This window comes from Nonomuraea mesophila (assembly GCF_004352805.1).
GTDB lineage: Bacteria > Actinomycetota > Actinomycetes > Streptosporangiales > Streptosporangiaceae > Nonomuraea > Nonomuraea longispora.
In genome coordinates this window covers 1-22723 of the sequence record NZ_SMLD01000153.1, presented here as the reverse complement: position 1 = coordinate 22723, position 22723 = coordinate 1, and the positions used below count along the sequence as shown (strand labels likewise).

24 protein-coding genes, 1 tRNA gene and 1 pseudogene are annotated in these 22723 nt (G+C 62.4%); 20 read left to right on the top strand and 6 right to left on the bottom strand.

What is annotated here, in order from left to right; genetic code table 11:
- The first annotated feature begins 572 nt into the window (after positions 1-572).
- From E1295_RS37685 to E1295_RS37675, 4 genes and pseudogenes are all read left to right on the top strand, one after another.
- Positions 573-1523, top strand: coding sequence for an S-4TM family putative pore-forming effector (locus tag E1295_RS37685; protein ID WP_132638306.1), 951 nt, complete (start codon positions 573-575; stop codon positions 1521-1523).
- A 48-nt stretch (positions 1524-1571) separates the two neighbouring features.
- Entirely contained in the window at positions 1572-2444 is an 873-nt protein-coding gene (locus E1295_RS37680) for a nucleotidyltransferase domain-containing protein (protein WP_166427608.1), read from the top strand.
- Between the two features lie 73 nt (positions 2445-2517).
- Positions 2518-2751, top strand: a pseudogene (locus E1295_RS52675) (HNH endonuclease); the annotation flags it as partial.
- A gap of 3 nt (positions 2752-2754) precedes the next feature.
- The gene (locus E1295_RS37675; protein WP_132638304.1) at positions 2755-3219 is read left to right on the top strand and encodes a hypothetical protein; all 465 of its coding nucleotides are present in this window, start codon (positions 2755-2757) and stop codon (positions 3217-3219) included.
- Between the two features lie 114 nt (positions 3220-3333).
- On the opposite strand, the gene E1295_RS37670 is transcribed toward E1295_RS37675, so the two are convergent.
- Positions 3334-3807, bottom strand: a complete 474-nt coding sequence (locus E1295_RS37670) for a GntR family transcriptional regulator (protein ID WP_166427607.1) — start codon at positions 3805-3807, stop codon at positions 3334-3336.
- 138 nt (positions 3808-3945) lie between these two features.
- Between E1295_RS37670 and E1295_RS37665 the strand changes: the two genes are divergently transcribed.
- The 3 genes from E1295_RS37665 (at position 3946) to E1295_RS37655 (ending at position 6350) form a co-directional block, all read left to right on the top strand.
- Complete coding sequence (locus E1295_RS37665) at positions 3946-4215, top strand: hypothetical protein (protein WP_132638300.1); 270 nt, start codon at positions 3946-3948, stop codon at positions 4213-4215.
- A 537-nt stretch (positions 4216-4752) separates the two neighbouring features.
- On the top strand, positions 4753-5442 hold the full coding sequence (locus E1295_RS37660; protein WP_132638298.1) for a GntR family transcriptional regulator: 690 nt from the start codon (positions 4753-4755) through the stop codon (positions 5440-5442).
- Positions 5442-6350, top strand: coding sequence for an aminoglycoside phosphotransferase family protein (locus tag E1295_RS37655; RefSeq protein WP_166427606.1), 909 nt, complete (start codon positions 5442-5444; stop codon positions 6348-6350). Before E1295_RS37660 ends, E1295_RS37655 begins: the two co-directional genes overlap by 1 nt.
- Here E1295_RS37655 and E1295_RS37650 read toward each other — a convergent pair.
- A complete protein-coding gene (locus tag E1295_RS37650) occupies positions 6347-7711 on the bottom strand; it encodes an NsdA family TPR-like regulatory protein (protein WP_484214004.1) in 1365 nt (454 codons plus the stop codon). The two genes, E1295_RS37655 and E1295_RS37650, sit on opposite strands and share 4 nt — an antisense overlap.
- Before the next feature lie 330 nt (positions 7712-8041).
- On the opposite strand from E1295_RS37650, the gene E1295_RS49310 reads away from it, so the two are divergent.
- From E1295_RS49310 to E1295_RS37595, 12 genes are all read left to right on the top strand, one after another.
- Positions 8042-8209, top strand: coding sequence for a hypothetical protein (locus E1295_RS49310; RefSeq protein ID WP_166427605.1), 168 nt, complete (start codon positions 8042-8044; stop codon positions 8207-8209).
- A 61-nt stretch (positions 8210-8270) separates the two neighbouring features.
- A complete protein-coding gene (locus E1295_RS37645; RefSeq protein ID WP_132638292.1) occupies positions 8271-8561 on the top strand; it encodes a WhiB family transcriptional regulator in 291 nt (96 codons plus the stop codon).
- Positions 8561-8944, top strand: coding sequence for an RRQRL motif-containing zinc-binding protein (locus E1295_RS37640; protein WP_132638290.1), 384 nt, complete (start codon positions 8561-8563; stop codon positions 8942-8944). Before E1295_RS37645 ends, E1295_RS37640 begins: the two co-directional genes overlap by 1 nt.
- A complete protein-coding gene (locus E1295_RS37635; protein WP_132638288.1) occupies positions 8941-9945 on the top strand; it encodes a DUF2637 domain-containing protein in 1005 nt (334 codons plus the stop codon). The genes E1295_RS37640 and E1295_RS37635 overlap by 4 nt, the downstream gene beginning before the upstream one ends.
- The gene (locus tag E1295_RS37630; RefSeq protein WP_132638286.1) at positions 9945-10349 is read left to right on the top strand and encodes a hypothetical protein; all 405 of its coding nucleotides are present in this window, start codon (positions 9945-9947) and stop codon (positions 10347-10349) included. Before E1295_RS37635 ends, E1295_RS37630 begins: the two co-directional genes overlap by 1 nt.
- Positions 10346-12598, top strand: a complete 2253-nt coding sequence (locus E1295_RS37625; RefSeq protein ID WP_132638284.1) for a cell division protein FtsK — start codon at positions 10346-10348, stop codon at positions 12596-12598. Before E1295_RS37630 ends, E1295_RS37625 begins: the two co-directional genes overlap by 4 nt.
- A 141-nt stretch (positions 12599-12739) precedes the next feature.
- Complete coding sequence (locus E1295_RS37620; RefSeq protein WP_132638282.1) at positions 12740-12958, top strand: DnaJ-like cysteine-rich domain-containing protein; 219 nt, start codon at positions 12740-12742, stop codon at positions 12956-12958.
- A gap of 27 nt (positions 12959-12985) precedes the next feature.
- The gene (locus E1295_RS37615; RefSeq protein ID WP_132638280.1) at positions 12986-13432 is read left to right on the top strand and encodes a single-stranded DNA-binding protein; all 447 of its coding nucleotides are present in this window, start codon (positions 12986-12988) and stop codon (positions 13430-13432) included.
- A 290-nt stretch (positions 13433-13722) separates the two neighbouring features.
- The gene (locus E1295_RS37610; RefSeq protein ID WP_132638278.1) at positions 13723-14649 is read left to right on the top strand and encodes a bifunctional DNA primase/polymerase; all 927 of its coding nucleotides are present in this window, start codon (positions 13723-13725) and stop codon (positions 14647-14649) included.
- Between the two features lie 23 nt (positions 14650-14672).
- Positions 14673-15854 (top strand): DUF3631 domain-containing protein, encoded by a 1182-nt coding sequence (locus E1295_RS37605; RefSeq protein WP_132638276.1) that lies wholly within the window; start codon positions 14673-14675, stop codon positions 15852-15854.
- 174 nt (positions 15855-16028) lie between these two features.
- Complete coding sequence (locus E1295_RS37600) at positions 16029-16223, top strand: helix-turn-helix transcriptional regulator (RefSeq protein ID WP_132638274.1); 195 nt, start codon at positions 16029-16031, stop codon at positions 16221-16223.
- Between the two features lie 21 nt (positions 16224-16244).
- Positions 16245-17258, top strand: a complete 1014-nt coding sequence (locus tag E1295_RS37595; RefSeq protein WP_246080831.1) for a hypothetical protein — start codon at positions 16245-16247, stop codon at positions 17256-17258.
- A 413-nt stretch (positions 17259-17671) separates the two neighbouring features.
- On the opposite strand, the gene E1295_RS37590 is transcribed toward E1295_RS37595, so the two are convergent.
- The 4 genes from E1295_RS37590 to E1295_RS37575 all read right to left on the bottom strand — a co-directional run bounded on the left by E1295_RS37590 (position 17672) and on the right by E1295_RS37575 (position 22137).
- On the bottom strand, positions 17672-18379 hold the full coding sequence (locus E1295_RS37590) for a hypothetical protein (RefSeq protein ID WP_132638272.1): 708 nt from the start codon (positions 18377-18379) through the stop codon (positions 17672-17674).
- Positions 18376-21006 carry a S1 family peptidase gene (locus E1295_RS37585; RefSeq protein WP_132638270.1) on the bottom strand — a complete coding sequence of 877 codons (2631 nt, stop codon included), beginning with the start codon at positions 21004-21006 and terminating at the stop codon, positions 18376-18378. The genes E1295_RS37590 and E1295_RS37585 overlap by 4 nt, the downstream gene beginning before the upstream one ends.
- Before the next feature lie 2 nt (positions 21007-21008).
- Positions 21009-21380: a CU044_2847 family protein gene (locus E1295_RS37580; protein WP_132638268.1), complete on the bottom strand. Its 372-nt coding sequence runs from the start codon at positions 21378-21380 to the stop codon at positions 21009-21011.
- Positions 21381-22065: 685 nt separating this feature from the next.
- Positions 22066-22137, bottom strand: a tRNA-Arg gene (locus E1295_RS37575).
- 115 nt (positions 22138-22252) lie between these two features.
- Here E1295_RS37575 and E1295_RS37570 point away from each other — a divergent pair.
- Positions 22253-22642 (top strand): response regulator transcription factor, encoded by a 390-nt coding sequence (locus E1295_RS37570; protein WP_132638266.1) that lies wholly within the window; start codon positions 22253-22255, stop codon positions 22640-22642.
- The last annotated feature ends 81 nt before the right edge of the window (positions 22643-22723 follow it).

Genomic DNA, 22723 nt, shown 5'->3' with positions numbered 1-22723 from the left:
CACCGGAGAACTCCTGCGCGAGCTGACCATCGACCCCGCCCGCGACTACCAACCCCAGGCAAACCCCAACACGACGAAACCCCCGAACCCGTAGGTTCGAGGGTTTCCGATGTCCTGAGACATCACAGTGTGCCCCCTGCAGGATTCGAACCTGCGCACCCGGCTCCGGAGAGGGTTGCAGTAATCGCGCCTGTTGCGCAGCTGACCTGCAGAAACATGACTGAGTCGACTCCTGCAGCTACGGACGGCCCACGGTAGGCCCACAGACATGACCTCAAGTGCCCTGGGATCCAGCAAGTATCGGACCTTGTCAGCGAAGGCGCTGCCAGAGATGACCCCGTTTAAGGGGCACGTTCAGCCCTGGGGCACTGCCGACGACATCTAGTCGACGCAGTAACTGTTGCTTGGACACCCTCTCCTCTTATCCGAGAGGCCTCAATTTCGTAACACGCATACTCACCAGTAACTCACCTTCCTGTGATCAGGCGATCACGATAAGTACGCATGGTCGCGCATCGTTGTATTGGGCGATGGATTGTGCAACTATGCCCGCAGTCTCGAGTCTCTGGGATGTGCAACTGAAGTACCCACATCGGAAGATCCCCTCTGTGTCTACATCTTCACCTTTTACGGCACCGGCAATCGCCGAGGCGCAAAATAAGTCCAAATATCTGCGCATGCTCGCAGCACAACGACAGCTCTATAGTGACTCCAAGAAAATATATTCTGCTCGGATTATCCTGCTAGTCGGAGGAACAATAGTTGCGCCAACTGCCGCGTTGATCGTAAGTGATTGGAGAGCCGCTGTTGGCGGCACCTTCACGATCGTCCTTATTCTTATCTACTTGATCGGCAGCGTGAAAGAAAAGCGCCTCAATCGTGAGGCGGCAGCCATCCAGGAGCAGTTTGATACGTCCATATACCAGATCTCTTGGAACGAGCTATTGGCTGATCGTCCCACGCCTACCCTGATCGCAGATGCCGCACGGCGCTACAAGGGCCCTTCGACGTTGCAAGACTGGTATCCCGACGCCAGCGATGTGCATCGTCCACTCGACATCCTGATATGCCAGCGGAGTAATCTAGGTTGGGGGATCTCGCTACACAAGGCGTGGGCACGGTTAACGCTCTGGGTCCTCCTAGCCATCATTTGCGCAGCCATGCTTATAGGGATACTCGGAGAGTTTGCGATTGGAGATTTTCTGATCGCTGTGCTCGTGCCTCTTGGTCCGCTGATTCGCGAAGCTATAGAGATGTTTCGAGCTCATACTGATAGTGCACAGGAAAAAGCCGGGGCGGAACAGAAAGTCATGGCCCTGTGGAGAAAGGGCATGGTATCGCCCGGCGCGATTACTGATGTCGATTGTCGGGGTATTCAGGACTGTATCTATCTAATACGTCGTAGCAATGCGGTAATGCCGAATTGGTTCAATGATAGACGCCGGAACTTCAAAGAGGTTGAGATGCGGCTTAGCGCGGAAGATCTCATCGCGGAGGCTCGGGAGCACGGGCAGGCCCGGTAAAATCATCGGACAAGCGTAAAGGTGTGCAAGTCTAGAAAGGAGTTGGCGGTGCGTACGGTGCCCCAAGCGTTTGATGAGTTTTTCAAGAGACTGACACCTCTTGAGACTCAACGGAAGGCCGCTGCCGCACATCGAGTTAGCGTCGAAAGCGCATTGCGTGCAGCACTGAAGGTGACTGCGATCCGCGAGATTGGCTCATTCAACCATGGCACAGGAGTTCGAAACCATTGCGACACAGATATCCTCGTAAGCCTTGGATCTGCCCGCCCTAACAGTTCCGATACGGCGCTTGGCTGGATCAGTGCTGCGCTTCAGGCTAGATTTCCGTACACTCCAGTGCGGGTGAGTAGGCCGGCGGTAGTTATACAGTTCGCTGGAGGCGATCAGACCTGGGAAGTGACGCCAGGATTTATCACTGGTCGTGGCGGAGGGAACGCGCTTGTCTACGATATCCCGGGAGCAGGAACTGGGTGGATGGACACCGCACCGCTTGAGCATTTGAGCTTCGTCAATGCATGCAACGAAGCTGAACGCACAAAAGGAGGCGCTAAAAGGCTAGCCAGACTTGTTAAGGCCTGGAAGTATTTTAACAACGTGCCTATATCATCATTCTATCTAGAGATGCGTGCAGCCCAGCACGTGGCATCAGAAACGTCCTTCGTGCCCGTTTGGGATATCTGCCAACTGCTCGAAAAGCTTAACCAGCATAAACTAGCAGACATGAACGATCCTCGCAATGCAGCAGGGCGCTTCTATGCCTGTTCATCCGAAGTCAAAAAAGTCGAAGCCCTATCTAAGTTGTCCACAGCTGCTGGGCGAGCACGTAAAGCGCTGGATGCCTACAGAGATAAAAAGGAGGGCGTGGCCTTCCACTATCTAGACCTGCTATTCGGTGGCAAGTTTCCGTCGCAGTGGTCGTAGCGGTGCTGCTTATTGAGCGGTGCTAGTCAATGTTCGATCACTACAGTCCAAATCGATAGCGAGGCGTAGGTGAATGGGAATAACTGATAAGACGCGTCGAGCCCTTTGGGCGTTGGCGGGAGGACGTTGCTCTATCTGTAGAGAAGTATTGGCCGTGCCAGCTAGCGGTGCAGGGGATGAGCCCACGATTGTCGGAGAGGAGGCGCATATCGTAGCGCGCTCTCCAGGCGGTCCGCGTGGAAACCCGCAATACCTGGGGGATCTTGATCATTACGACAATCTTATCCTGTTATGCAGGAAGCATCATAAAATGGTCGATGATCAGGTGCAGGAATATACCGTGTCTCGCATGCTGCAGCTTAAGCGTGAACATGAGAGACTTGTTTGTAGTCAGACCATGACCCCTCTGGGGCCATCTTTCAAGCTCGGCTTGGTGTCTGAGATGCGCGTTGCCGTGGAGAGCGTCCAAGAGATTTTTACTCGGACGGGCGGACTAATTTGGTCCGGAGCTCCGGCCTATTCTCAAGAAGGCCAATGCGCTATGGCTGTACTTGGCGAGGTGATTGAGAGAGCTCGTGATCCGCGACTGGCTTCAATCTGGAAACAATTGCAGGAGGCCCGCGAGAAGGCGCATTCACAGGCGCTCGATAAACCAACGGCCTGGGATTATGCGGCGTCAACATTTGAAGGTGAAGAGGCTGCTCATAAGCAAGTGGCTGCGATCCTGAACACTTTGCGCCTAGAGGTCAAAGCTATTGAAGCGGATCGGGGCTGACCGGACAAGATAAATGGGAGGTGCAGCGTACGAGTACGCCACCGCGACCCAGCGGAACCGCAGAGATACAAGCCGGGCGACCGCTGGGAATATGCTAGGTATGTGCCACAGGCGTCAGACCTGCTGTCCGCTGTCGCCCGCTGATGCAGGTTCATCGAAAACAAGCTCTACATGATCGCTACGAAGTATTCGTCGATGCTTACGAGGGCCCGGAATGATTTCGAACACCGGTACGCCCTCAGGCATGCCGCCGAACTCTCGCAGCTCACTTGATGTGGCTAGATCTCGCCGCTCATCCGGCGTCGGCATGCGTGCGATTGCTCGCGCCCCACGGCGTACGGTGAACGACTTTCTTTCTGGCTCAGAGGTCACCATGGACCCCCGCTTGCGAATTGTGGTGATTCTGCCCTCTGCCCGCAGGTAGGCCAGTGCTTCGCGCACTGTGTCCCGACCTACTTCGTACATCTGCGAGAGCTGAGCCTCCGAGGGCAACCACGCTCCTGGCTGATAGAGGCCGGCGGTGATGTCGTCGCGGATCGCGTTGGCGACCTGGCGATACACCGGCACCCCGGAGCTGTAGTCGATCACAACATACAAGTGTCACGCGGCTATGTTGCCATGAGCCTTGTGGCTATGAGGCCCTAGCGTTAACGTGGGCAAACATCAGCTAGCGAGGATTTTTGGCTGGCTTCCCTGTCCAAGGCAACACGGGGAGATCAATCCCGCATGACTTCCATCTTCGGCGTCTCGCCTCACGACCTGCGCGGCGCGTTCAGACGCTTCTACGTGTGGCGTGACCAGCTCGGCGTCTGGCGGGCGAGGCCGCTGCCCAAGCTGACCGCCAACGAGATCGCCTATGGCGTCAAGCTGCAGCTCGAAGCCGACACGCTGCTAGAACTCGCCTTCGCCTGCGCATGGCAGCGATGCCGCCGCAACGTCTTCCGCTACCTCCAGGAGTACGCCGCAGAAGTACCGAGCGGGCATGTCGGCCCATGACATGCCGGTACTGCGGTGGGAACCCTATGTGCGCCCTCGGAGGGACCACCTTCGGATCACTGAGACGTCGTGCTGCGGCGTGTACGAGTGGGCGAGCCAGGGTGGGCAGTTCTTGATTCTCCGGGCTGCAGAGGCCGGGGGCTATGAGGAGGCTGGTAGGGGGCGCTACAAGCACGCGCGTGAGCTTTGGATGATGCTCATCGTGGAGTTCGAGAAGGACCATGTGTGTAGAGATTCGTACGCTGCCGACACCCAAGCCGGGTGGCGCGGTGACACGAGGCCGGGCAAGAGTTCGTGGCTTGAGCGGTCACCGGCATCTGCCGTAAGCGCTGCGTCCAGAGATGCGTAGAGCGCCGGAGCCCTCAAAATCCGCGCTCAAGGATCTCGGTAAGACTTGTTGGCTCAATCTGGCGCCGCATCGCGTCTGTAACCCCACGAAGGGGAAGACTTCGAGAGAAGACGTGGAGCCGCGTTACTCCGCAGGTCCTGCCCTGTCCGCCCTACCCTAGAGACGATGTGCCTCGGTGAGGGAGCGCGATGAGCAAGGCGATAGATGGGCCCACCTACGTTCGGATAGCCGAGGATATCCGCCGTCGTATCCGTGATGGAGATCCCCCTGCTGGCGGCATGATGCCTTCTGAAGCGGTCCTTGCGCGTACCTATGGCGTGGCACGGGGAACCGTGCGCCAGGCCGTCGCTGAGCTGGAGCGGGCGGGCCTGGTGGCCAGCGAGGCAGGCCGCGGACGTCGGGTGGTGGGAGAAGCGCCGTCAGGAGACCGCCGTGCGGCCTCGACACAGTACGAGACGATCGCCGAGGCGATGCGCAAGCGGATCGAGAGCGGCGAACTCGCGGCAGGCCAACAGCTACCGGCTGAAGCCGCGACCGCAGAGGAGTACGGCGTCTCGAAGGGAACCGTCCGACAGGCGTTCCAGTTGCTTGCCTCTGAACAGACGATCACCTCCATCCACGGGAGGGGGTGGTTCGTCGGCGGGCCCGACCACGCGCATACGCGCGCTGACGACATCGCCGCTGCCCTACGACGGGAGATAGCCAGTGGTCAGTTCGCCATAGGTGCCGTGCTCCCTGGAGAGAGTGCACTGGCTCAAGAGCGAGGCGTTGGCCGTATCACTGTCAGAAGAGCGTTCGCGCTGCTAGAAGCAGAGGGGATAGTCGAGAAGCGGGCCGGTAAAGGCCGCGTGGTCAAGACACAACCAAAGGGCTCATAGTGACCGTGTTCCAGTCAGCCGCCGCCCCGTTCACCTCTCAGGAAGCGCAGGCGACTCTCCAGGAGGCATGCAGGGTCGCCGGCCTCGCGAGCGAGGACGCGCGGCTGATCCGCCTCGGTGAGAACGCTCTCTTCGTGCTGGCGTCCGAACACGTCGTCGTACGCATCGCGCGAAGCCTGGACGTTCTTGACGACACCCGCAAGGAGGTGGCTGTGGCCGCCTGGCTTCATGAAGCGGGACTGCCAGCGGCGCGGACAACGCATCACCCCCAACCTCTCGTTGTCAGGGACAGGCCCGTGACACTGTGGCGCTTCATCGACAGCGGCGGTGGTGCCGCGACCTTGACTGACCTAGCCGAGGTTCTACGGGCTCTGCATCGGATGCCGGTTCCGGAAGATCTGGCGCTGCCACAGCTCGACATCCTTGGGCGCGTCTCGGAACGCATCTCCTCGGCCAGTGTTCTCACCGACCAGGAACGCCAGTTCCTGCTCACGAGGTACCAGCAGCTCCAGACAGCCTACGAGGCCCTGCATTTCCCCCTGGCCGCCTGCGCCGTGCACGGTGACGCACACTCGGACAACCTCATCAAGACCACCGAAGGCGCCGTCGTGCTGATCGACTTCGAGCGTTTCGCCTTCGGCCCTCCTGAGACCGATCTCGCCGTCACAGCCATCGAACACTCTCTGGGCTGGGGTACCCGTGCCGAATATGACCAGTTCGCGGAGCGCTACGGGTTTGACGTTGTGGCATGGGAGGGCTATCCCGTGCTCAGAGACATCAACGAGTTGAAGATGACGACATGGCTGATGCAGAACGTCAATGAAGATGAGGATATCGCTCGGGAGTTTCGCAACCGCCTTTTCTGCCTGCAGAATCCGGACGAGCCTCGTCAGTGGCGGGCTTTCTAGCCACCGAGGGACGGATATTTCTCCGCGATGAGGGTGTTGAAGGCCCTGACCGAATCTTCGCAGTCGAAGCCTGCGAGGTCGGCTTTCAGATCTCGAACGTACCGGAGATAACGCGCGGACTTGAGCGGCCCGGCCAGGTTGATGGCTTCAAGTGCAACCAAGGCGGCTTTCGCGGGTTGCCCCATGTGGACGTAGCTGGCCGCCTGCACGAGGCGGTCGAAGGCGAGCGTCCGCACGTACATCGGGTCGCAGAGATCGACGGCCTGGCCGACGAACTCCATGGCCTGCGAGGGGACTCTGAGGTCGCGGTAGCAGTGCGCGCCCTCACTCGCCAGCTCGGCGGCGTCAAAGTAGCGTGACCATGGCGGGTCATCGTCCACCTTGCGCTTGCTGAAATACGTTTCGGCCTGGAGCAAGGCGCGTGCGCACTGGGCCTCGTCGCCGTTCCCTGCGTGGCCCCGCGCTTCCATAGCGTGGAACAGAGCCATGGGCGTGGCGGTGGAGACGTCCTTGCATCCTTCCTGTGCTGCCCGCGCAAGCTGTATCGCCTGGTTGTACCGGCCAAGGTAGTTGGCCTGGTGACTCATATCGGCGAGCAGCAGACCGCCCATCATGCGGTCACCCGACGCCTGCGCCAGGCGTAGCCCTTGCAGGAAATACCGCTGAGCGAGCCCATGCCTGCCCAGGTCGTAAGCCGTCCAGGCAACCAGCTCCGTGATTTCCGCAGCCGCCGCATACAACGATCGTCCGACCGACGCGGTGTATTTGCCGTTCAGCATCGGGACGACTTCGCGGTTGTAATACTGGATGAGCGCAGAACGCGCGTGGCCGCCGCCGAACTGGAACCCCATGTTGGCGAAGATCTCGGTTGTCACCCGGATCGCGTGGACGTCCCACACACCCACAGATGGCCGGGCGTTCTGCCTGGTTTGATGCGGCTCAGGGCGGGACAGCAGCCATGCGATCAGAGCCTCGCTCCAGGCGTCCGGCACGATCACGGACTCCAGAGCTACGGGATCATCGGCGAGGTCGCGCCGGGTAAGACCCAGCAGCAGGCTCCCGACATCGGATATCCCGCCGCCGTGGGCAAGGGTGGCTTCAAGCGTCTCGGGAGTGACGACGCTGCCCAAGCCGACGTCGTCCAACGAGAACGTCACGCCGGCCTTCTGTGAGAGGGCCTCGGTGATGAACCTTGCCGTTGTCGGCCGAGGCTTCACGCCATCAAGCCAGCGCTTGACGTCCACATGGGTGCAGCTAAGGCTTATGCCCTCTTTCTGGGCAATTTGCCGTACTCGTGAAGCAAGTCCCGAATTTGAACAATCCGCACGTCGCATAGCCTGCGCGAGCGCAACATTGGGCATTCGAGACACGTTCACCTCCATATCTCCGCGCCTTCGCATCATGGCGCGGACAAGGCTTCCGCGGCTCGAACTCCACAAATTTGGTCTGGATGTTTCTCCTGGTCGAGGGCCAGATCACCCCTAAAAAGCACCCCCTGTGCATTCAGTCCCGGGGGTGATCACAGTGTTGCCGCAGCGTGCGGCGAGGAATCCTTGAGTCAGCAGGAACGAGCGAGGCGAGACCCGCAGCAACCCAACGCGACCGGTGCTGTGGACTTGACTCTCAGTGACTGTACATGTTCTATATCTCTTAGAACCTGCTCGCAGGTTCTCGAACCGAGAGGGCTCACCATGCTTGTCCGTCCGCGAAAGGTGCTCCCGACCGTCCTCATGATCTGCGCCGTCCTCTACGCCCTGAAGGACCCGGAGGGCGCGGCGACCATCGTCAAGGCGGCGGCGCACCTGGTCATGAGCGCGTCCGAGTCGTTCGCGCGGTTCGTCCAGACCGTCAGCAGCTAACCGCAGGAAGAGAGACCCACCAGTGGGACACAACATCAACCGCCCGATCCACCCGGCGCGCATGTCGCTCGCCGAAGTCGAAGCGACCTGGCGCGTGGACGGCGAGACGCCGCTTCCCGAATGCACCTACGACCCCGAGCTGCACACCGGCCCTCGGCTCACGATCGAGACCACTGAGGAGCGCGTCGCCCGCGAGGCCGTCGCCCGCGAGGTCTGCGCAACCTGCCCGGCGCGGCTGTTCTGCGACGTCTACGCGCTGGAGACGCGCCCGACCTCGGGCATCTGGGCGGGCCGGACGCCCGCCGAGGTGGCCGAGCACGCCGCCGAGCTGGAAGACCTGGAGGTGGCCTGATGGCAAGCCGCGTCCGCGCCCGCTTCTGGGACCCGACCGGCGACCGGTACGGCATCCCCACCTACCCGTGGAAGATGGCCCCGTCGCACCTGCGCACCCTTCGCCAGCTCACCGCCGAGGGGCTGCGGCCTGGCGGCCAGGGCGTACAGGCTCAAGTGCTGTGGTGCTCCCGCCGTTACGGCGCGCCCGGCGTTCGCACCGCCTACCTGTACGACGTCCGGTTCGCTCTGCCCAAGCGCACCGCGACGCTTCGCCAGCGCGCCGCCTTGTCGAAGGCGAACGCGGCTCGGCGTACCTGCCCGGAGTGCCTGACGGATGTCGGCTACGTGCTGCCGCGCCACCTCGGCACGTGTCTCGACTGTGCAGAGGAGATCGCCGCATGAACGTCTGCCACACCGCACCCCGCCCCCTCACCGAGGGTGAGCGGACAGCCGTAGCCGTCACGGCCGCCGTAACCGGCGCGCTCGGACTGATCGGGTTCATCAACAGCTTCGAGCGCGTCGCACACGCCGCCGGCCCGTCGTTCGGCTGGTTCGCGTGGACGGTCCCGCTCGGCATTGACCTGGGCATCGCCGTGTTCTCAGCGCTCGACATCGTGCTGGCCCGCCTCGGCATGCGGGTGAGCTGGCTCCGGTTCATTCCGTGGGCGCTGACCGGCGCGACGGTCTACCTCAACGTGGCCGCCTACCTCAGCGCACCGGGTGCCACCGACTGGTTCGCGGTCGTCGCCCACGCCCTGCTCCCGCTGCTGTGGGTCATCGCCATCGAGGTCGGTGCCCACGTCATCCGCAAGCGCGCCGACCTGGCCAAGCCCGACCACATGGACGGGATTCGCCGTTCACGCTGGCTGCTCGCCCCGATGGCGACCGTCGCGCTCTGGCGCCGCATGGTGCTCTGGGAGATCTGCAGCTACCCCGAGGCCCTTGGACGCGAGCGCGAACGCATCCTGGCCAAGACAGAGCTGCAGGATCGGTACGGCCTGCTCTGGCGCTGGAAGGCCACCCGTCGAGAGCGAGCCCTGTACTACCTCGGCGAACTCACACCGAAGAACATCCCGCTGCTGGCCGAGGCCGTACGAGTCGATCAGGAGAACATCCCCCCAGCCCTGCCACCCGCGCCGCGCAAGCGCCCAGCCCCGAAGAGCACCCGTGCCAAGTCCCCGTCGCGAACGCCGAACGTGGGCGACCTCGTCCCCCTCGGACGACGCGTCGCCGCTGACCTCAAGGCACAAGGCGAGCCTCTGACCCGTGACCGCCTTCGAGACGCCTTCCGCCGCCAAGGACAGAGCATCTCAACCGATCGGGCCGGAGCGCTCCTGTCTCGGCTGAAGAGCGAGGGCTCCGCGAAACAGGCGACGCCCGTACGCGAAGACGAGGCCGCCTGATGACCCTGACCATCACCGACACGCACATGACCTCGGACGACTGCCCGAACATGGCCGAACTTCGAGACCGCCTCTGGAGCGTCACCGGCTACCCCGGACGCACCTTCGACCGCAACCAGGCCATCACCGCCATGCTGCTGGCCGAACTACTGGCTACGCGCCAGTTCCCGGAGGACCGTACCGAGCTGCTCGCCGCCACCTGGCGCGCCGAACTCGGCCTCACCGAAGCGGACGGACCGCACACCCCGACCGCTGCCGAAACGCCCGCAGACCGACCGGACGAGAAGCGGTCCGACCGCCCATCGTCCCTGACCGCCACATGGGGCGCGGCCTCATCCGCCAAGACAACGACCGCGCCCCAGGACCCCGCGACCAGCAAGTCAAACGAGGTGCACACATCATGACCCACCAGCACGACAATCCCAACCACGACGACGATAAGGACCCGGACCGGTCCGCCACCCCGGACCAGGAGAACGGCAAAGACGCGGACATCGTCCACCTGGACGCCGCCCGCGCGGGACGTCAGCCACAGAATCCCGCCGACCGGCCCGAGCAGGACAACGAGGACAGCCCCGCGAGCGCGGACGGACCGGTCCTCGAAGGCGCGGTCGTCCGCGTCGACCAACCCGGTCCGACCGCCGCCGACTGGCGGACCGCACTGGAGGCGAAGACCCGCAGCCGACAGCCGATCGTCCCGCTGTGGCTGCGCTCCCGGAGCGAGGCGGTCGAGACCATCAAGTGGGTCGGTCTCCACTACCTGCACGTGGCCGGATACCAGGTCTGCCGCGTGCCGCTGTACGGCGGACGGCTGACCGCCCGCGCTCCCCGCGGTCTGCTCCGGCTGATCGGCGGAAGCCTCAAGTGGACGTTCGATCTGGAGGGCGAGCCGGTACGACTTGCCGCCGTCCAGAAGGCCGACCCGGAGGCGTACCTCAAGCTCAGCAGGCAACGAGACCGGCGTGTGCGACTGCGGGCTCTGGTCTCCGCCGCAGCGCTGGTGACGCTGCTGATCGTGGCCATCATGGTGGCCAAGCAGCCGACCGCCACGCAATGGATGGCGCTCGCGGTCGCCATCGTCACGCTTGGCATCCTTGGCAAGCCCGCCGACCGCCCGCTGATCAACCGCGCGGTCGTGCCATCCACGGTGGAGAAGCTCACCAGCGACATCGTCGTGCGGTCCCTGACCGTACTCGGCATCGCCGGCATCAACCAGGCCATCGCCAAGAACCCGAAGGACGCCATCCGGTTCGTCGCCCCGATCACCCGCGACGGCCCCGGTTGGCGGGCGGACATCGACCTGCCGTACGGCGTGACCGTGGCCGACGTGATGGACAAGCGCGACCGCATGGCCTCGGCGCTACGCCGCCCGCTGGGCTGCATCTGGCCCGAGGGCGATTCGACCATCCACGAGGGGCGGCTGATCCTGTGGGTGGGGGACAAGGACCTGTCCAAGACCGTCATCAAGTCCCCGCTGCTCAAGACCAGCTCGCACGACGTCTTCAAGGGCATCCCGTTCGGCTGCGACCCGCGAGGCCGCGCCATCGTCGTACCGCTCATTGAGCAGAACATCCTGATCGGCTCCCAGCCCGGCCAGGGCAAGACCGCCTCCGTGCGGGTTCTCACCTCCGGCGCGGCTCTCGACCCGAGCGCCGAACTGTGGATCCACGAACTCAAGGGCACCGGCGACCTCGACCCGCACGAACAGAACTGCCACCGCTACGTCTCCGGCATCGAGGACGAGGCCATCGGCTACGCCGCCGACTCATTGGCGCTGCTCCGCAAGGAGGTGATGCGCCGCGCCGCCGCCCTCAAAGCCCTGCCACCCGACCTGTGCCCGGACAAGAAGGTCACCCGGCAGATCGCCGACAAACGCTCACTGGGGCTACATCCGCTGGTCGCCATCTTCGACGAGTGCCAGAACCTGTTCGCCCACGCCGAGTACGGCGACAAGGCGGGCGATGACGCCGAGTTCATCATCAAACTCGGCCGCGCCCTCGGCGTGATCCTGGTGTTGGCGACCCAGCGCCCGGACAAGGACAGCCTGCCCACCGGTATCAGCGCGAACGTCACCATCCGGTTCTGCCTGCGCGTCGCCGGCCAGCTCGAAAACGACATGATCCTCGGCACGTCCGCCTACAAGAACGGCATCCGCGCCACCGTCTTCCAACCCAAGATGGACGCCGGTATCGGCTACCTGCTCGGCGCGACCCCGATGCCCAAGGTCGTACGCACGGCCTATCTGGACACGCCCGCCACTCAACGCATCGCCGATCGTGCTCACGCGCTGCGGGCGAGCACGGGAGCGCTGAGCGGGCACGCCCTCGGCGAGACGCCCGAGCAGAACACGCCCACCTTCGACCTGCTCGCTGACGTCCTGGCCATGGTCCCGCCGTCCGAGGTCAAGGTGTGGAACGAGGCGATCGTGGATCGTCTCGCCGAGTTGCGGCCGGACGTCTACGGCGCGTGGGCGCGCCTGGAGGGCGGCGCGAAGACGGCGCAGCTCACTACCGCGCTCAAGCCGTACGGCATCAAGACCATGCAGGTGTGGGGCACGCCCGAGGGCGGCGGCAAGGGCGCGAACCGCATCGGCATCACCCGTGACGACATCGTCACCGCCATCACCCAGCGTGACAGAGGCAGGGCCTCGTAGCTCAGCCGATCGCCTCTAGACCTAGAGGCAGACCCCTCTAGGTCTAGAGGCCCGCCTAGAGCCCAAAACCGCACTCGACCTGCGATCTAGCACCTAGACCCTGACCTGCGGAAACCGTGGAAATCGGCCCTGGAGGCCCACATGGCCACTGCCCTCACCCTGCTAGCAGCCTGCCTACCGTCAATCACTCTCAGTTACATCATCGTCTGCCTGACGTGGCCCTGGCGCCGCTGCGTCCGATGCCGCCCCGGCGCCAAGAACCGCACCTGCCGCACCTGCGGCGGCACCGGCATGCGGCCCCGCCTCGGCTGGCAGCTCTACGTCTACCTCCGCCGCCTGTACCGCGACGGCACCCACTAATCCCGGCCTCAAGGAAGGAAGCCCGCCATGTCCGGCGAGACCACCATCACGATCATCGGCAACCTGACCAACGACCCCGAGCTGCGCTTCACCCAGACCGGAACGGCCGTCGCCACGTTCACGATCGCCTCAAGCCCGCGCGTCTACAACAAGCAGCTTGAGCAGTGGGAGGACGGCGAGGCCCTGTTCATGCGCTGCTCGGCCTGGCGCGACCTCGGCGATCACATCTGCGAGTCCCTCACCCGAGGCACCCGCGTCATCGCCTCCGGACAGCTTCGAATGCGTACCTACGAGACCGACGAGGGCGAACACCGCACCGTCTTCGAGATGACCGTGGACGAGATCGGCCCGTCCCTGCGCTTCGCCACCGCCAAGCCCGCCAGAGCGACCCGCAAGGCCACTACCAGCCACAACAGCGGCGCACCCGACGCATGGGCCACCACCGCCACAACGGGCGACAAACCGCCGTTCTAGCCACGCTCACGCACCACGGGATACGGCCTCGGCGACCAGCCGCCAAGCACAACCGCCGAGGCCACCCACCCCGATCACGAGGAAAGGCACTGCCAGCATGACACCGACCAGCACCCATTCCCACCGCCACACCCAAACGATCACACCGCGCCCACACCTGCACGACCTCAGCCACCCCGGCCGGGATCGGCTCACGCTCGACGCGCATGCCGCCACCCCATTGGACGCACTCATGCACGTCCCCGCCGAGGGCCACCGCCTGCGATTCCTTGAGGCCAAGGAGGCGTCCAATGGGGTGGTCTGACCTGACCCGCGCCGCCTTGAAGGCCGCCGCTCGCGGCTGGTACGTCTTCCCGCTCACTCCACGTGGCAAGAAGCCGTTGCGTGGCTTCACCGACTGGGAGCGACACGCCACCACCGACACCGACCGCATCGCCGCCTTCTGGCCGCGTCAGCCGTACAACATCGGCATCGCCTGCGGCCCGTCCCGCCTGGTCGTGATCGACCTCGACCAGCCCAAGCCCGGCGAGCACCCGCCCGCCGGCCTCGCCCAGCACCCCCCGCAGAACGGAGAACACGTCTTCCGCCTGCTGTGCGCCGAGCACGCCCAGCCTTACCCCGGCGACACCTTCACCGTCCGCACCCGGCGCGGCGGCACGCATCTCTACTTCACCCCGCCTGAGGGTCTACGGCTGCGCAACAGCGCAGGCCACAAGGGCGGGCTCGGCTGGCTGATCGACACCCGCGCCTGCGGCGGCTACGTCGTCGGCCCTGGAAGCCACGTCACCCAGCCGGACGGCACCGGCCCGTACGAGATCGTTCACGACCGGCCAATCGCACCGCTCCCGGCCTGGCTCGCCGAGGCGCTCGCACCAGCCGCACCGCCCTCGATGAGCGCCGCCGACCTCCTGGCCAGCCTGCCCGATCACCGCCTCACCAAGTACGGCCAGGCCGCACTACGCGGCGAGGTCGACCGCGTGGCCACCGCCCAACGCGGCACCCGCAACCGCGCGCTCAACACCGCCGCCTTCAACCTCGGCCAGCTCGTCACACGCCGCGTACTGCCCGCCGAGGTCGTCATCACCGCCCTCCAGTCCGCCGCCGAGACCGCGAACGCCGAAGGCGACCCGAACCCGCCACGCGAGATCGCCGCCGTCATCGCCTCAGGCCTGTCCGCAGGCATGAAAGCCCAGCCACGCCGTAGCCGGGCCGCATGAACACCAGCCAAGGAGCACCAGCCATGAACAACGACCGCACACCCAACGGCGCCGCCCTGCTCGACCGACTACGCGCCGCACTCACCCGCTACGTCATCCTGCCGAGCTCTGAGGCGGCCGACGCCGTCACCCTGTGGATCGCCGCCACCCACGCACAACCAGCCTGGGCCCACGCGCCCCGACTGGTCATCCGCGGACCGGAGAAGCGATGCGGCAAGTCCCGGCTCCTGGACGTGGTCGAGGCCACCTGCCACGAGCCGTTCATCACCGTCAACAGCTCTAGCGCCGCCGTCTACCGCTCCATCACCGAAGACCCACCGACCATGCTCGTGGACGAGGCCGACACCATCTTCGGCCCCAAAGCCGACGGCAACGAAGACCTTCGCGGCCTGCTCAACGCCGGACACCAGCGCAACCGCCCGGCCAAGCGCTACGACGCCGCCACCAACCGCGTCGAAAGCATCCCGACCTTCGCCATGGCCGCACTCGCCGGCATCGGAGCCATGCCCGACACCATCGAAGACCGAGCCGTCGTCATCCGCATGCGCCGCCGCGCCCCTGGCGAGAACGCCGCCCCGTACCGCCATCGCCGCGACCGCGCTCCGCTGCGCGAATTGGCGACCGACCTGCACCAGTGGCTTCGCGCCGACCTGCCCGCACTGGAGGAGGCCGAGCCCAGCATGCCCGTCGAAGACCGTGCGGCCGATACCTGGGAACCCCTGGTCATCGTTGCCGACCACGCCGGGGGAGGCTGGCCTGATCGGGCCCGCGCCGCCACGTTGCAGCTCACCGCCGAGGCCGACGACAACGGCCAGACCTCGGCCCGCGTACGCCTACTGACCGCTTGCCGCACCGCCTTCGGCCCGGACACCGCCCTGCCCACCGCCGTCTTGCTGGAACGACTCAAGAGCGACCCCGAGAGCGAATGGGCCGACCACGGCCCGGCCGGACTGACCCCGATGAAGCTCGGCACGATGCTACGCGAGTACGACATCCGCTCAGCGAACATCCGCTTCCCCAATGGCCAGCAGGCCAAGGGCTACCAGCGGGCCGACTTCGCCGACTCTTGGGCCCGCTACTGCCCGGCCCTCGGACCCATCCCAGAGGCCGACGTCGTCCCGATCGACAGGGATACCCGTCCCAGCCGTCCCAGCCTCGTCACCGCAGGTCAGAGCGGGACGGCTCCCATCGCTGGGACGGCATGACCCGTCCCACCCAATCAAGCCGTCCCAGGCTTGACCTGCGGAAATGACCCTGGGACGGCTGGGACGGCTCACCCCTCCGCAACCAGCCGCGAGCACCCTCGGCGACCAGCCGCCAAGCACAACCGCCGAGGCATCACCCAGCACCGATCACGATGCCCGAAAGGCAGCCGCACCATGACAACGCGTCCCAAGACCCTGCTCACCATCGCCGAAGTCCTCGACGAGATCGACGTCCCGAAGTCCACCTTCTACCGCTGGCTGAACACCGGCCGCGGCCCGAGGTCCCTGAAACTCCCCAACGGCAAGCGCAAGGTCCGCCGCTGCGACCTGGACGCCTGGCTCGCCACTTTTGAACAGACCGCAGCCTAGGAGGGACAACAGATGCAGACCATGGACGTCGTCATCTGGACCATCCGGCAGCGCAAAGGTCGTGGCAAGCCGTACGAACTGCGCTGGAAGGTCGGCACGGAGCCCAAGTCCAAGTCGTTCCTGACCAAGGCGCTCGCCGACCACTTCCGTGCCGACCTGCTCAAGGCCGCGAAGAAGGGCGAGCCCTTCGACACGGTCACCGGCCTACCCGCTTCCATGACGAAGACCGAGGAAAAGGCCGCCCTGAGCTGGTACGACTTCTGCCGCAAGTACGTTCGCATGCGCTGGAAGGGCGCCGCCGCCAAGACCCGCGAGAGCATCGTGGATAGCCTCACCGTGGCCACGTTCGCCCTCCTGACCGACGAGGCTGCCGGCCTCGGCAAGAGAGAGATCAGAGCTGCGATGCAGTGGGCCCTCATACCTCGTCAGGAGGACGAGGTGGCCCCACTTCACCTTAAAGACGCCGTTCACCTGCTCAGCAAGGGCACTATCAGGGTGAGTGACCTCGCAGACCCCATCGTGACCCGCAACGTCTGCGAGGAACTCACCCTCACGCGCGACGGCAAGCGAGCGGCCGCGGACACGACGGCCCGCCGACGCCGCGGCCTCAACACTGCTCTGGAATACGCTGTCGACCTCGGCGAACTGGTCGAGAACCCGCTCAAGCGCGTCAAGCAGAACAAGGTGGCAAGGGACAACACCGTTGACCGGCGATGCGTGGTGAACCCCGCCCAAGCCCGCGAACTGCTCGTAAGCCTCTCCTACGTCGGGAGCTGGCACCGTGGGAGAGGCCGCCGCCTGGTGGCGTTCTTCGCTGTGCCGGCCTTCGGCCAGCTGAGGCAGTGGGACTTCGCGAGACCGACTGTCACCTGCCCGAGGAAGGGTGGGGTTTGCTCACTCTCGAGATCACCCGGCCAAGCAGCGGCAAGCAATGGACGGACACCGGGACCGTACACGATCAGCGCGGGCTCAAGCAGAGAGAGGAACGGGATGTCCGGCCCGTGCCAATCCCGCCAGAACTGGTTCACATCCTAAGGTCGCATCTCGAAGAGTTCGGCACGGCCCCTGACGGACGGCTATTCCGCAACGAGCGCGGTGGCGTTCTGGGTGCCTCTACCTACTCGCGGGCCTGGGAAGAGGCTCGCCTTTTCGCCCTTACTGTGCAACAGGTGGCCTCACCCCTAGCGGGCAAGCCTTACGACCTGCGTCACGCCGCCCTGTCCACATGGCTAAATGCAGGCGTTGACGCGGCAGTCGTAGCGGAGCGCGCAGGCAACAGCGTTGAGGTTCTCCTCAAGCGTTATGCCAAGTGCCTCGACGGGCGCGACAGCCAAATCAATCGCCGAATTGAAGCCGCTCTTGAAGCCTGATTAGGTTCAGTCCTCTCAGCAGCACCGTCGTAGGCCAGGACCATCGGGATGACATTCTGCGGAGGCCGAAGCGTCGGCTTACGGCCTCTGCCGATCACCCTGTAGATCATTCGGGCTACTAACTATAGGGGGTGTCGGAAGCTCGAAGCGTTCCGTTAATCTGAAGTCTAGGCGTTGGATTGCTTCGAGTAGTACCTTCATAGCCTCGCCAACAGCTTCAGTTGATTGCGTCTGTTTGGCTAGTTCGCTCCAGGCATGCATGAGAGGCGCCCACCAACGCTCCGCGTGCTGCACCTTGTTCGCAAATTCGAAGAACTTGTGGACATCTAGATCGTCGATCTCGATATTCTCTGGATTGCGTTCGAGGAACTCGATTGCTAAGAGGACAGGTTCAGCATAAAGGTGCTCCTTGAGGAAACGAAGCCGTTCGACTCGAGCCTGATCGTGCCGCAGTTGAATGAAAGCGTGAAGGGTTTCATTGCTCAAGCTAAGCACAACAGATGCAGTTAGATCGCGAAAAATTCTGTCCTGACATTTCGCTGGCTTTCCAAGCACGGCGTTGATTGCAGATTCCGCCGCTGCAGCCTCATCCACATCCCATTCCTGGGCGATCTTGCGGGCTATCCGCGAGACATGGTCATGCACGTAGCTTTCCCGACAGGCATGCTTAGTGCGGCCTCGTTTATACCTTCCTCTGATACGCGCCTGGAAGTGGAATCCGTTTGTGGCGGAGTGAAGATGCAGCTCCTCGATTGCGAATTCAATGAATCCTGTACGATACATCATTGAGCGATAGTGGGTGGTGTTAGCTGATCACGTGCGCTCACAGCTGCTTGATGCTCTGCGCGAATCACGGCATCAATGTCCCGGATAGGATTGCGCCCAACTTTAGCGCCAGCCTCGTTAAGCCTATAGCTCAGGTTGAAAATCGATTGGAGAAGGCCGTAGGTCATAGCGGCGGCTGCTATCCGCCGGATCAAGGCGTAATATAGGCCATCGTCGGGTCCCGCTCTAACGATCAAGGCCGCAAGTGACTTGTCCGCATCGTGGATCTCCGTGAGTTCCGATATAACCTCACCCAACATACGGTCCACGTCCGAACCCCGCGCAGCATCTGAGAGAAGCCACGGTTCTCCCTCAACCTCGGTGTCCATGGCCGCCGCGAATGCCAACTTAGCCGATCTTGGAATCGTCGCAGTAGCAGTCCTCGGAAACCATGACCGTATGGCGTTCAGGAACCACTTCTGAAGTTCGTCATCTCGTACGGCTTCTCGAAGGATTTCAAGGAGTTCCTCTTGCGTGCCGGCAGATAGCTTTGACGCGTCAGCGACACGTTTTAGCCGTATCAGTGCAATGCCCTTGCGGTCAGTACGCAGAAGTCGTGCACATACGGTGAGAACTGTCTGTTGGCGGTCGACCTGCGATGCCCAGTCATAGAGAAGTCTTTCGCAACGACGCTGCATGTGAGGATCCAAAACAGCATCGCTGAGAACATCAGCCAATATGTTCCGCTGTTTATGCTGATGGGCTACCTTTGCAAGACTACCTTTGATGAAATCTACGTCTTGATGTCGACGAACAAGAGACGACAGCCAGTCCCTGGCTATAGTTTTCCATTCATCGTCTTCAGAGGCCTGGCTTATCATCCATTCCGCTATAGATTCCCGGATAGCCGCGTAGTTGTCCCATACGTATCTGATGGTAGCAGGGCCGAGGCTTGGACGCTTCATTCGTATTACTTCATGAGCGTCGACCCTAGCATCGATATAGCGTATCCTCCCTCGTAGTCCCGGTCCTGAGAGGATATCTCCAGGGTTCGCTGTTTTCCTTGCAGGCGAAGAAACACCAACTACAACATCTTGAAGGCGCTTACTCTCCATCTCGAATTGAGCGAGTCGCGCCACGCCACGAATCGCTAGCGCAATGAGAAGACAACGATCTTCTAGAGACAAGGGGAGCAGGTCATCGAGCTTATCGCGCTTACTCGACACCTGATCACGGGTACGGTCCCGAGCGGGGTCCGAAAAGAGCAGATCGAGTGTGTCGGCGTGATTATCTAGTGCTTCTGTAATGCGCTTGTGGATAGGCTCCGTATCGCCGTCTGCGTAGGATTTATAGGTTGAGAGGATTGTGTCGACAGCTTCGAGCGTTTGTACAGCGCTCATTCCCTCGAGGTGCGTGGATAGGTCATCCCATCTGATCTCCTCACGCAATTTCTCATCACGCAGACTGAGATAGTGCTCTACCAGCCTTCGCGGGCTTGGCGACGTATCGATATTAATGACACAGAGATGAGGGACCTGCCTGATTCCTCGCCCTCGCCATAGGTCGCTCGATATAGTGATTATTAGCCTAGATTGTAGTGCCAAGTATGCTTCTGCAACGCTACTGAGGTCTTGTATGAAGGCTATCGAAGGGCGGTCATGCTCTGGGTCGCTCAGATCTAGTATATAAGCGCGCTTCGACCGTCGAGGCAGGGCTTCTGAAGACGGTTCATCCCAGTCGCCCGGTTCCAGTCTCGCCATTTGGAGTTCGGCATCAGTGCTGCGGGCAAGGAGTTGTTCAGCGAAGGTTGTTGCTCCGACTCCAGGTAGTGCAGTGACTATAATAACGTCCCCACGTGCCAGGGCGCTTACGCCCTCGGCCCATTCCTTCTCCCACTCGTCCGGTTGAATAAAATAGGGATCTGCTTGGCACTTTGCTCGGTCAAGCTTAGCCTCCTGGAGCCATTTTCGTTGGTCACTGTCGGTGTAAGGAGAGCTGCGCTCGATTGCAACCGAAAGGTCCTTAGGCAGTAGTGCTTCTAGATCTTCTATCCTGCCTATCGATATCCGGCCTGCTGACCATGCGCTATCTGTGTTGTAGCGGTTGCTAAGTATGCCGATGACTGCGCCATCTGATGTGCGTAGTACCGGACATCCACTCATTCCAACCGCTGTGCCGTCAGCCCGGGCTTGGGCCATCAGTACGCCACTGGGAGACTCTCTTGTCACGCCTTCCCATGTGCCCGTTGTTCGACGGAAGTCGTATTCGGCGTATCCCGATGGTCTCGTGGCGTCGGGTATCTCTGCGAATCCCGTAAGGTGGATTGGTGTATCCGGCCTTTGTGCATCAGAAAGTGCAAGAAGCGAAATCTTCCTTGCAAAATTTGTATGAGTCTTAAGGACAGCGATGTCGTGCTCGATGTCGAAGCTTGCCAGAAACGCAACGGAGCTTATATGTCCATCCATCGACTCATATCGAACAGAGTCGCCCTCCGAAGCTGGCTCGATAACGTGGTACGCTGTAACGAGATATCCATCGGCCACCTGAAAACAGGTACCTGTTCGCCTTCCTATGCCATCAAGAATGCGGCCAAGGGAGAGCAGTGGCTCATTGAATTGCTCCCTCATTGCCGACGAAGTGTCGCTCATCGCTACCCGCCCTTAGAGTCTGGGTAATTTGTGGAGCTAGTGTCGTCATCATCCACAATGGCGGGTCCGTTGAAGATGAGTTTTACAGCTAGCGAGGCCTCCATGCCGGCGCTCGCAATAACTATCTGTCCCTGCGTGGAGAACTTGACTCCGAATTGGACTTCAACCTGATCTGGCGGAATCACATGAGATGCGAGCTTCTTCCTAACATCCATCGCTGATAAGGCGATGCTTTCAATTACTGTCTGAGCGCGCGCAAACATATCCTCTAGGAGCTCAGTCCGGCGCTCGCCGCGGGAAGTCGGTTCTCTCCCTGGCCCAGCGACGGCCTCGATCAGTACGGGAACTCCACCTATCTCAGCGGGGATGAGCACTGCGAGCCCTTCTGTCGTCCAGCGGCCACACTGAGTCTACTAGTTTTTATTCAGAAGTCAGGGGGCAAATTTCGGCGTGCAGGATGAGCTGTTTTACGTTTTTTGGACTAGCCGAAATTCAGGTTGGTAACTTATCCAGGCTGCTGGAGCTTCCGTACAGTATGTCTACGGTCTCCGAGTGGATTGCTAAGTCCGGTTTTATCCAATGCAGTCCCGCACGCCTGCCGATAAGCCTTAATGCTGACCAGGCGGTGCTGCTGGCTACGCAGGAACTGCTCGGTGTGCTACGAGCCACCGGCGGTGGCAGTCATCCTGAAGATCGCGTAAGGGAGCTTCCTGCAGGTAGTCTCTGTGAGGGGCGTTGTGCCAGGCACGGTTGCACTTCGGAGCGGATCGCAGTAGGAGGCCGCCTATGAACCGACCGTCGTTCAGGTCCTGGCGTCACATCGTGCTCTGGCGTGCAAGTGCCGGGGACGCTTCCGGGCAGTTGCGGGTGCTCGGATGCCGTGAGGCTCGTCAGGCACCTCGACATCAAGGCTTTGATGAGGTCGCTGAGAGCGGCCCACAACTGGTTCACAGCCAGCGAGCGTCAACGAGAACGGGCGGGACTCCGTGAGACCGGAGGCCCGCCCGTTCGTACGCTGTTCGCCCTGGTCAGCGGCCGGAACCGCTGGTCAAGATCGAGTGCCCCCTGCAGGATTCGAACCTGCGCACCCGGCTCCGGAGGCCGGTGCTCTATCCCCTGAGCTAAGGGGGCTGACGAGTGATAAGGCTATCAGCATCCTGGCACCACTCGGCACCGGATAACGCTCCTTGAACACATCCCGTGAAAACCCGGCGTGACCACCTCACTACAGGTTAACTTGGCGCCCGTGGGCGAGGTTCTTGGGAAAGTACTGGTCGTGGACGATGACGAGGTCATCCGCCAGCTCATCGCGGTCAACCTGAACCTGGAAGGGTTCGAGGTGACGACCGCCACCGATGGGCAGGACTGCCTTGATCGCGTGCTCGAGGTCATGCCGGACGTCATCACGCTCGATGTGATGATGCCCTGCCTGGACGGATGGACCACGGCGGAGAAGCTGCGCACCGACGCGGCCACCAGTCACATCAAGGTGGTGCTGATCACGGCGCGGGCGCAGGACGATGACCGGGCGCGTGGGCTCGGCATCGGGGTGGACGCCTACCTGACGAAGCCGTTCGATCCGGCGGAGTTGATTCAGATCGTCAGGGATCTGGCGGCGGGCGTTCAGCGGGATTGACGGGCGAACGATCCTGGTCTGACAGGGCGTGGGCTGGTCGTACGGGTTGTGTGGGTTGTGTGTGCACTGTCTCTTATACAC

Bases quoted from the DNA above. Each gene is read 5' to 3' on its own strand.
- E1295_RS37675 (WP_132638304.1), top strand. From the start codon at position 2,755: ATGGTCGATGATCAGGTGCAGGAATATACCGTGTCTCGCATGCTGCAG.
- E1295_RS37665 (WP_132638300.1), top strand. From the start codon at position 3,946: ATGACTTCCATCTTCGGCGTCTCGCCTCACGACCTGCGCGGCGCGTTC.
- E1295_RS37660 (WP_132638298.1), top strand. From the start codon at position 4,753: ATGAGCAAGGCGATAGATGGGCCCACCTACGTTCGGATAGCCGAGGAT.
- E1295_RS37650 (WP_484214004.1), bottom strand. From the start codon at position 7,711: ATGCCCAATGTTGCGCTCGCGCAGGCTATGCGACGTGCGGATTGTTCA.
- E1295_RS49310 (WP_166427605.1), top strand. From the start codon at position 8,042: ATGCTTGTCCGTCCGCGAAAGGTGCTCCCGACCGTCCTCATGATCTGC.
- E1295_RS37645 (WP_132638292.1), top strand. From the start codon at position 8,271: ATGTCGCTCGCCGAAGTCGAAGCGACCTGGCGCGTGGACGGCGAGACG.
- E1295_RS37640 (WP_132638290.1), top strand. From the start codon at position 8,561: ATGGCAAGCCGCGTCCGCGCCCGCTTCTGGGACCCGACCGGCGACCGG.
- E1295_RS37635 (WP_132638288.1), top strand. From the start codon at position 8,941: ATGAACGTCTGCCACACCGCACCCCGCCCCCTCACCGAGGGTGAGCGG.
- E1295_RS37630 (WP_132638286.1), top strand. From the start codon at position 9,945: ATGACCCTGACCATCACCGACACGCACATGACCTCGGACGACTGCCCG.
- E1295_RS37625 (WP_132638284.1), top strand. From the start codon at position 10,346: ATGACCCACCAGCACGACAATCCCAACCACGACGACGATAAGGACCCG.
- E1295_RS37620 (WP_132638282.1), top strand. From the start codon at position 12,740: ATGGCCACTGCCCTCACCCTGCTAGCAGCCTGCCTACCGTCAATCACT.
- E1295_RS37615 (WP_132638280.1), top strand. From the start codon at position 12,986: ATGTCCGGCGAGACCACCATCACGATCATCGGCAACCTGACCAACGAC.
- E1295_RS37610 (WP_132638278.1), top strand. From the start codon at position 13,723: ATGGGGTGGTCTGACCTGACCCGCGCCGCCTTGAAGGCCGCCGCTCGC.
- E1295_RS37605 (WP_132638276.1), top strand. From the start codon at position 14,673: ATGAACAACGACCGCACACCCAACGGCGCCGCCCTGCTCGACCGACTA.
- E1295_RS37600 (WP_132638274.1), top strand. From the start codon at position 16,029: ATGACAACGCGTCCCAAGACCCTGCTCACCATCGCCGAAGTCCTCGAC.
- E1295_RS37595 (WP_246080831.1), top strand. From the start codon at position 16,245: ATGGACGTCGTCATCTGGACCATCCGGCAGCGCAAAGGTCGTGGCAAG.
- E1295_RS37590 (WP_132638272.1), bottom strand. From the start codon at position 18,379: ATGATGTATCGTACAGGATTCATTGAATTCGCAATCGAGGAGCTGCAT.
- E1295_RS37585 (WP_132638270.1), bottom strand. From the start codon at position 21,006: ATGAGCGACACTTCGTCGGCAATGAGGGAGCAATTCAATGAGCCACTG.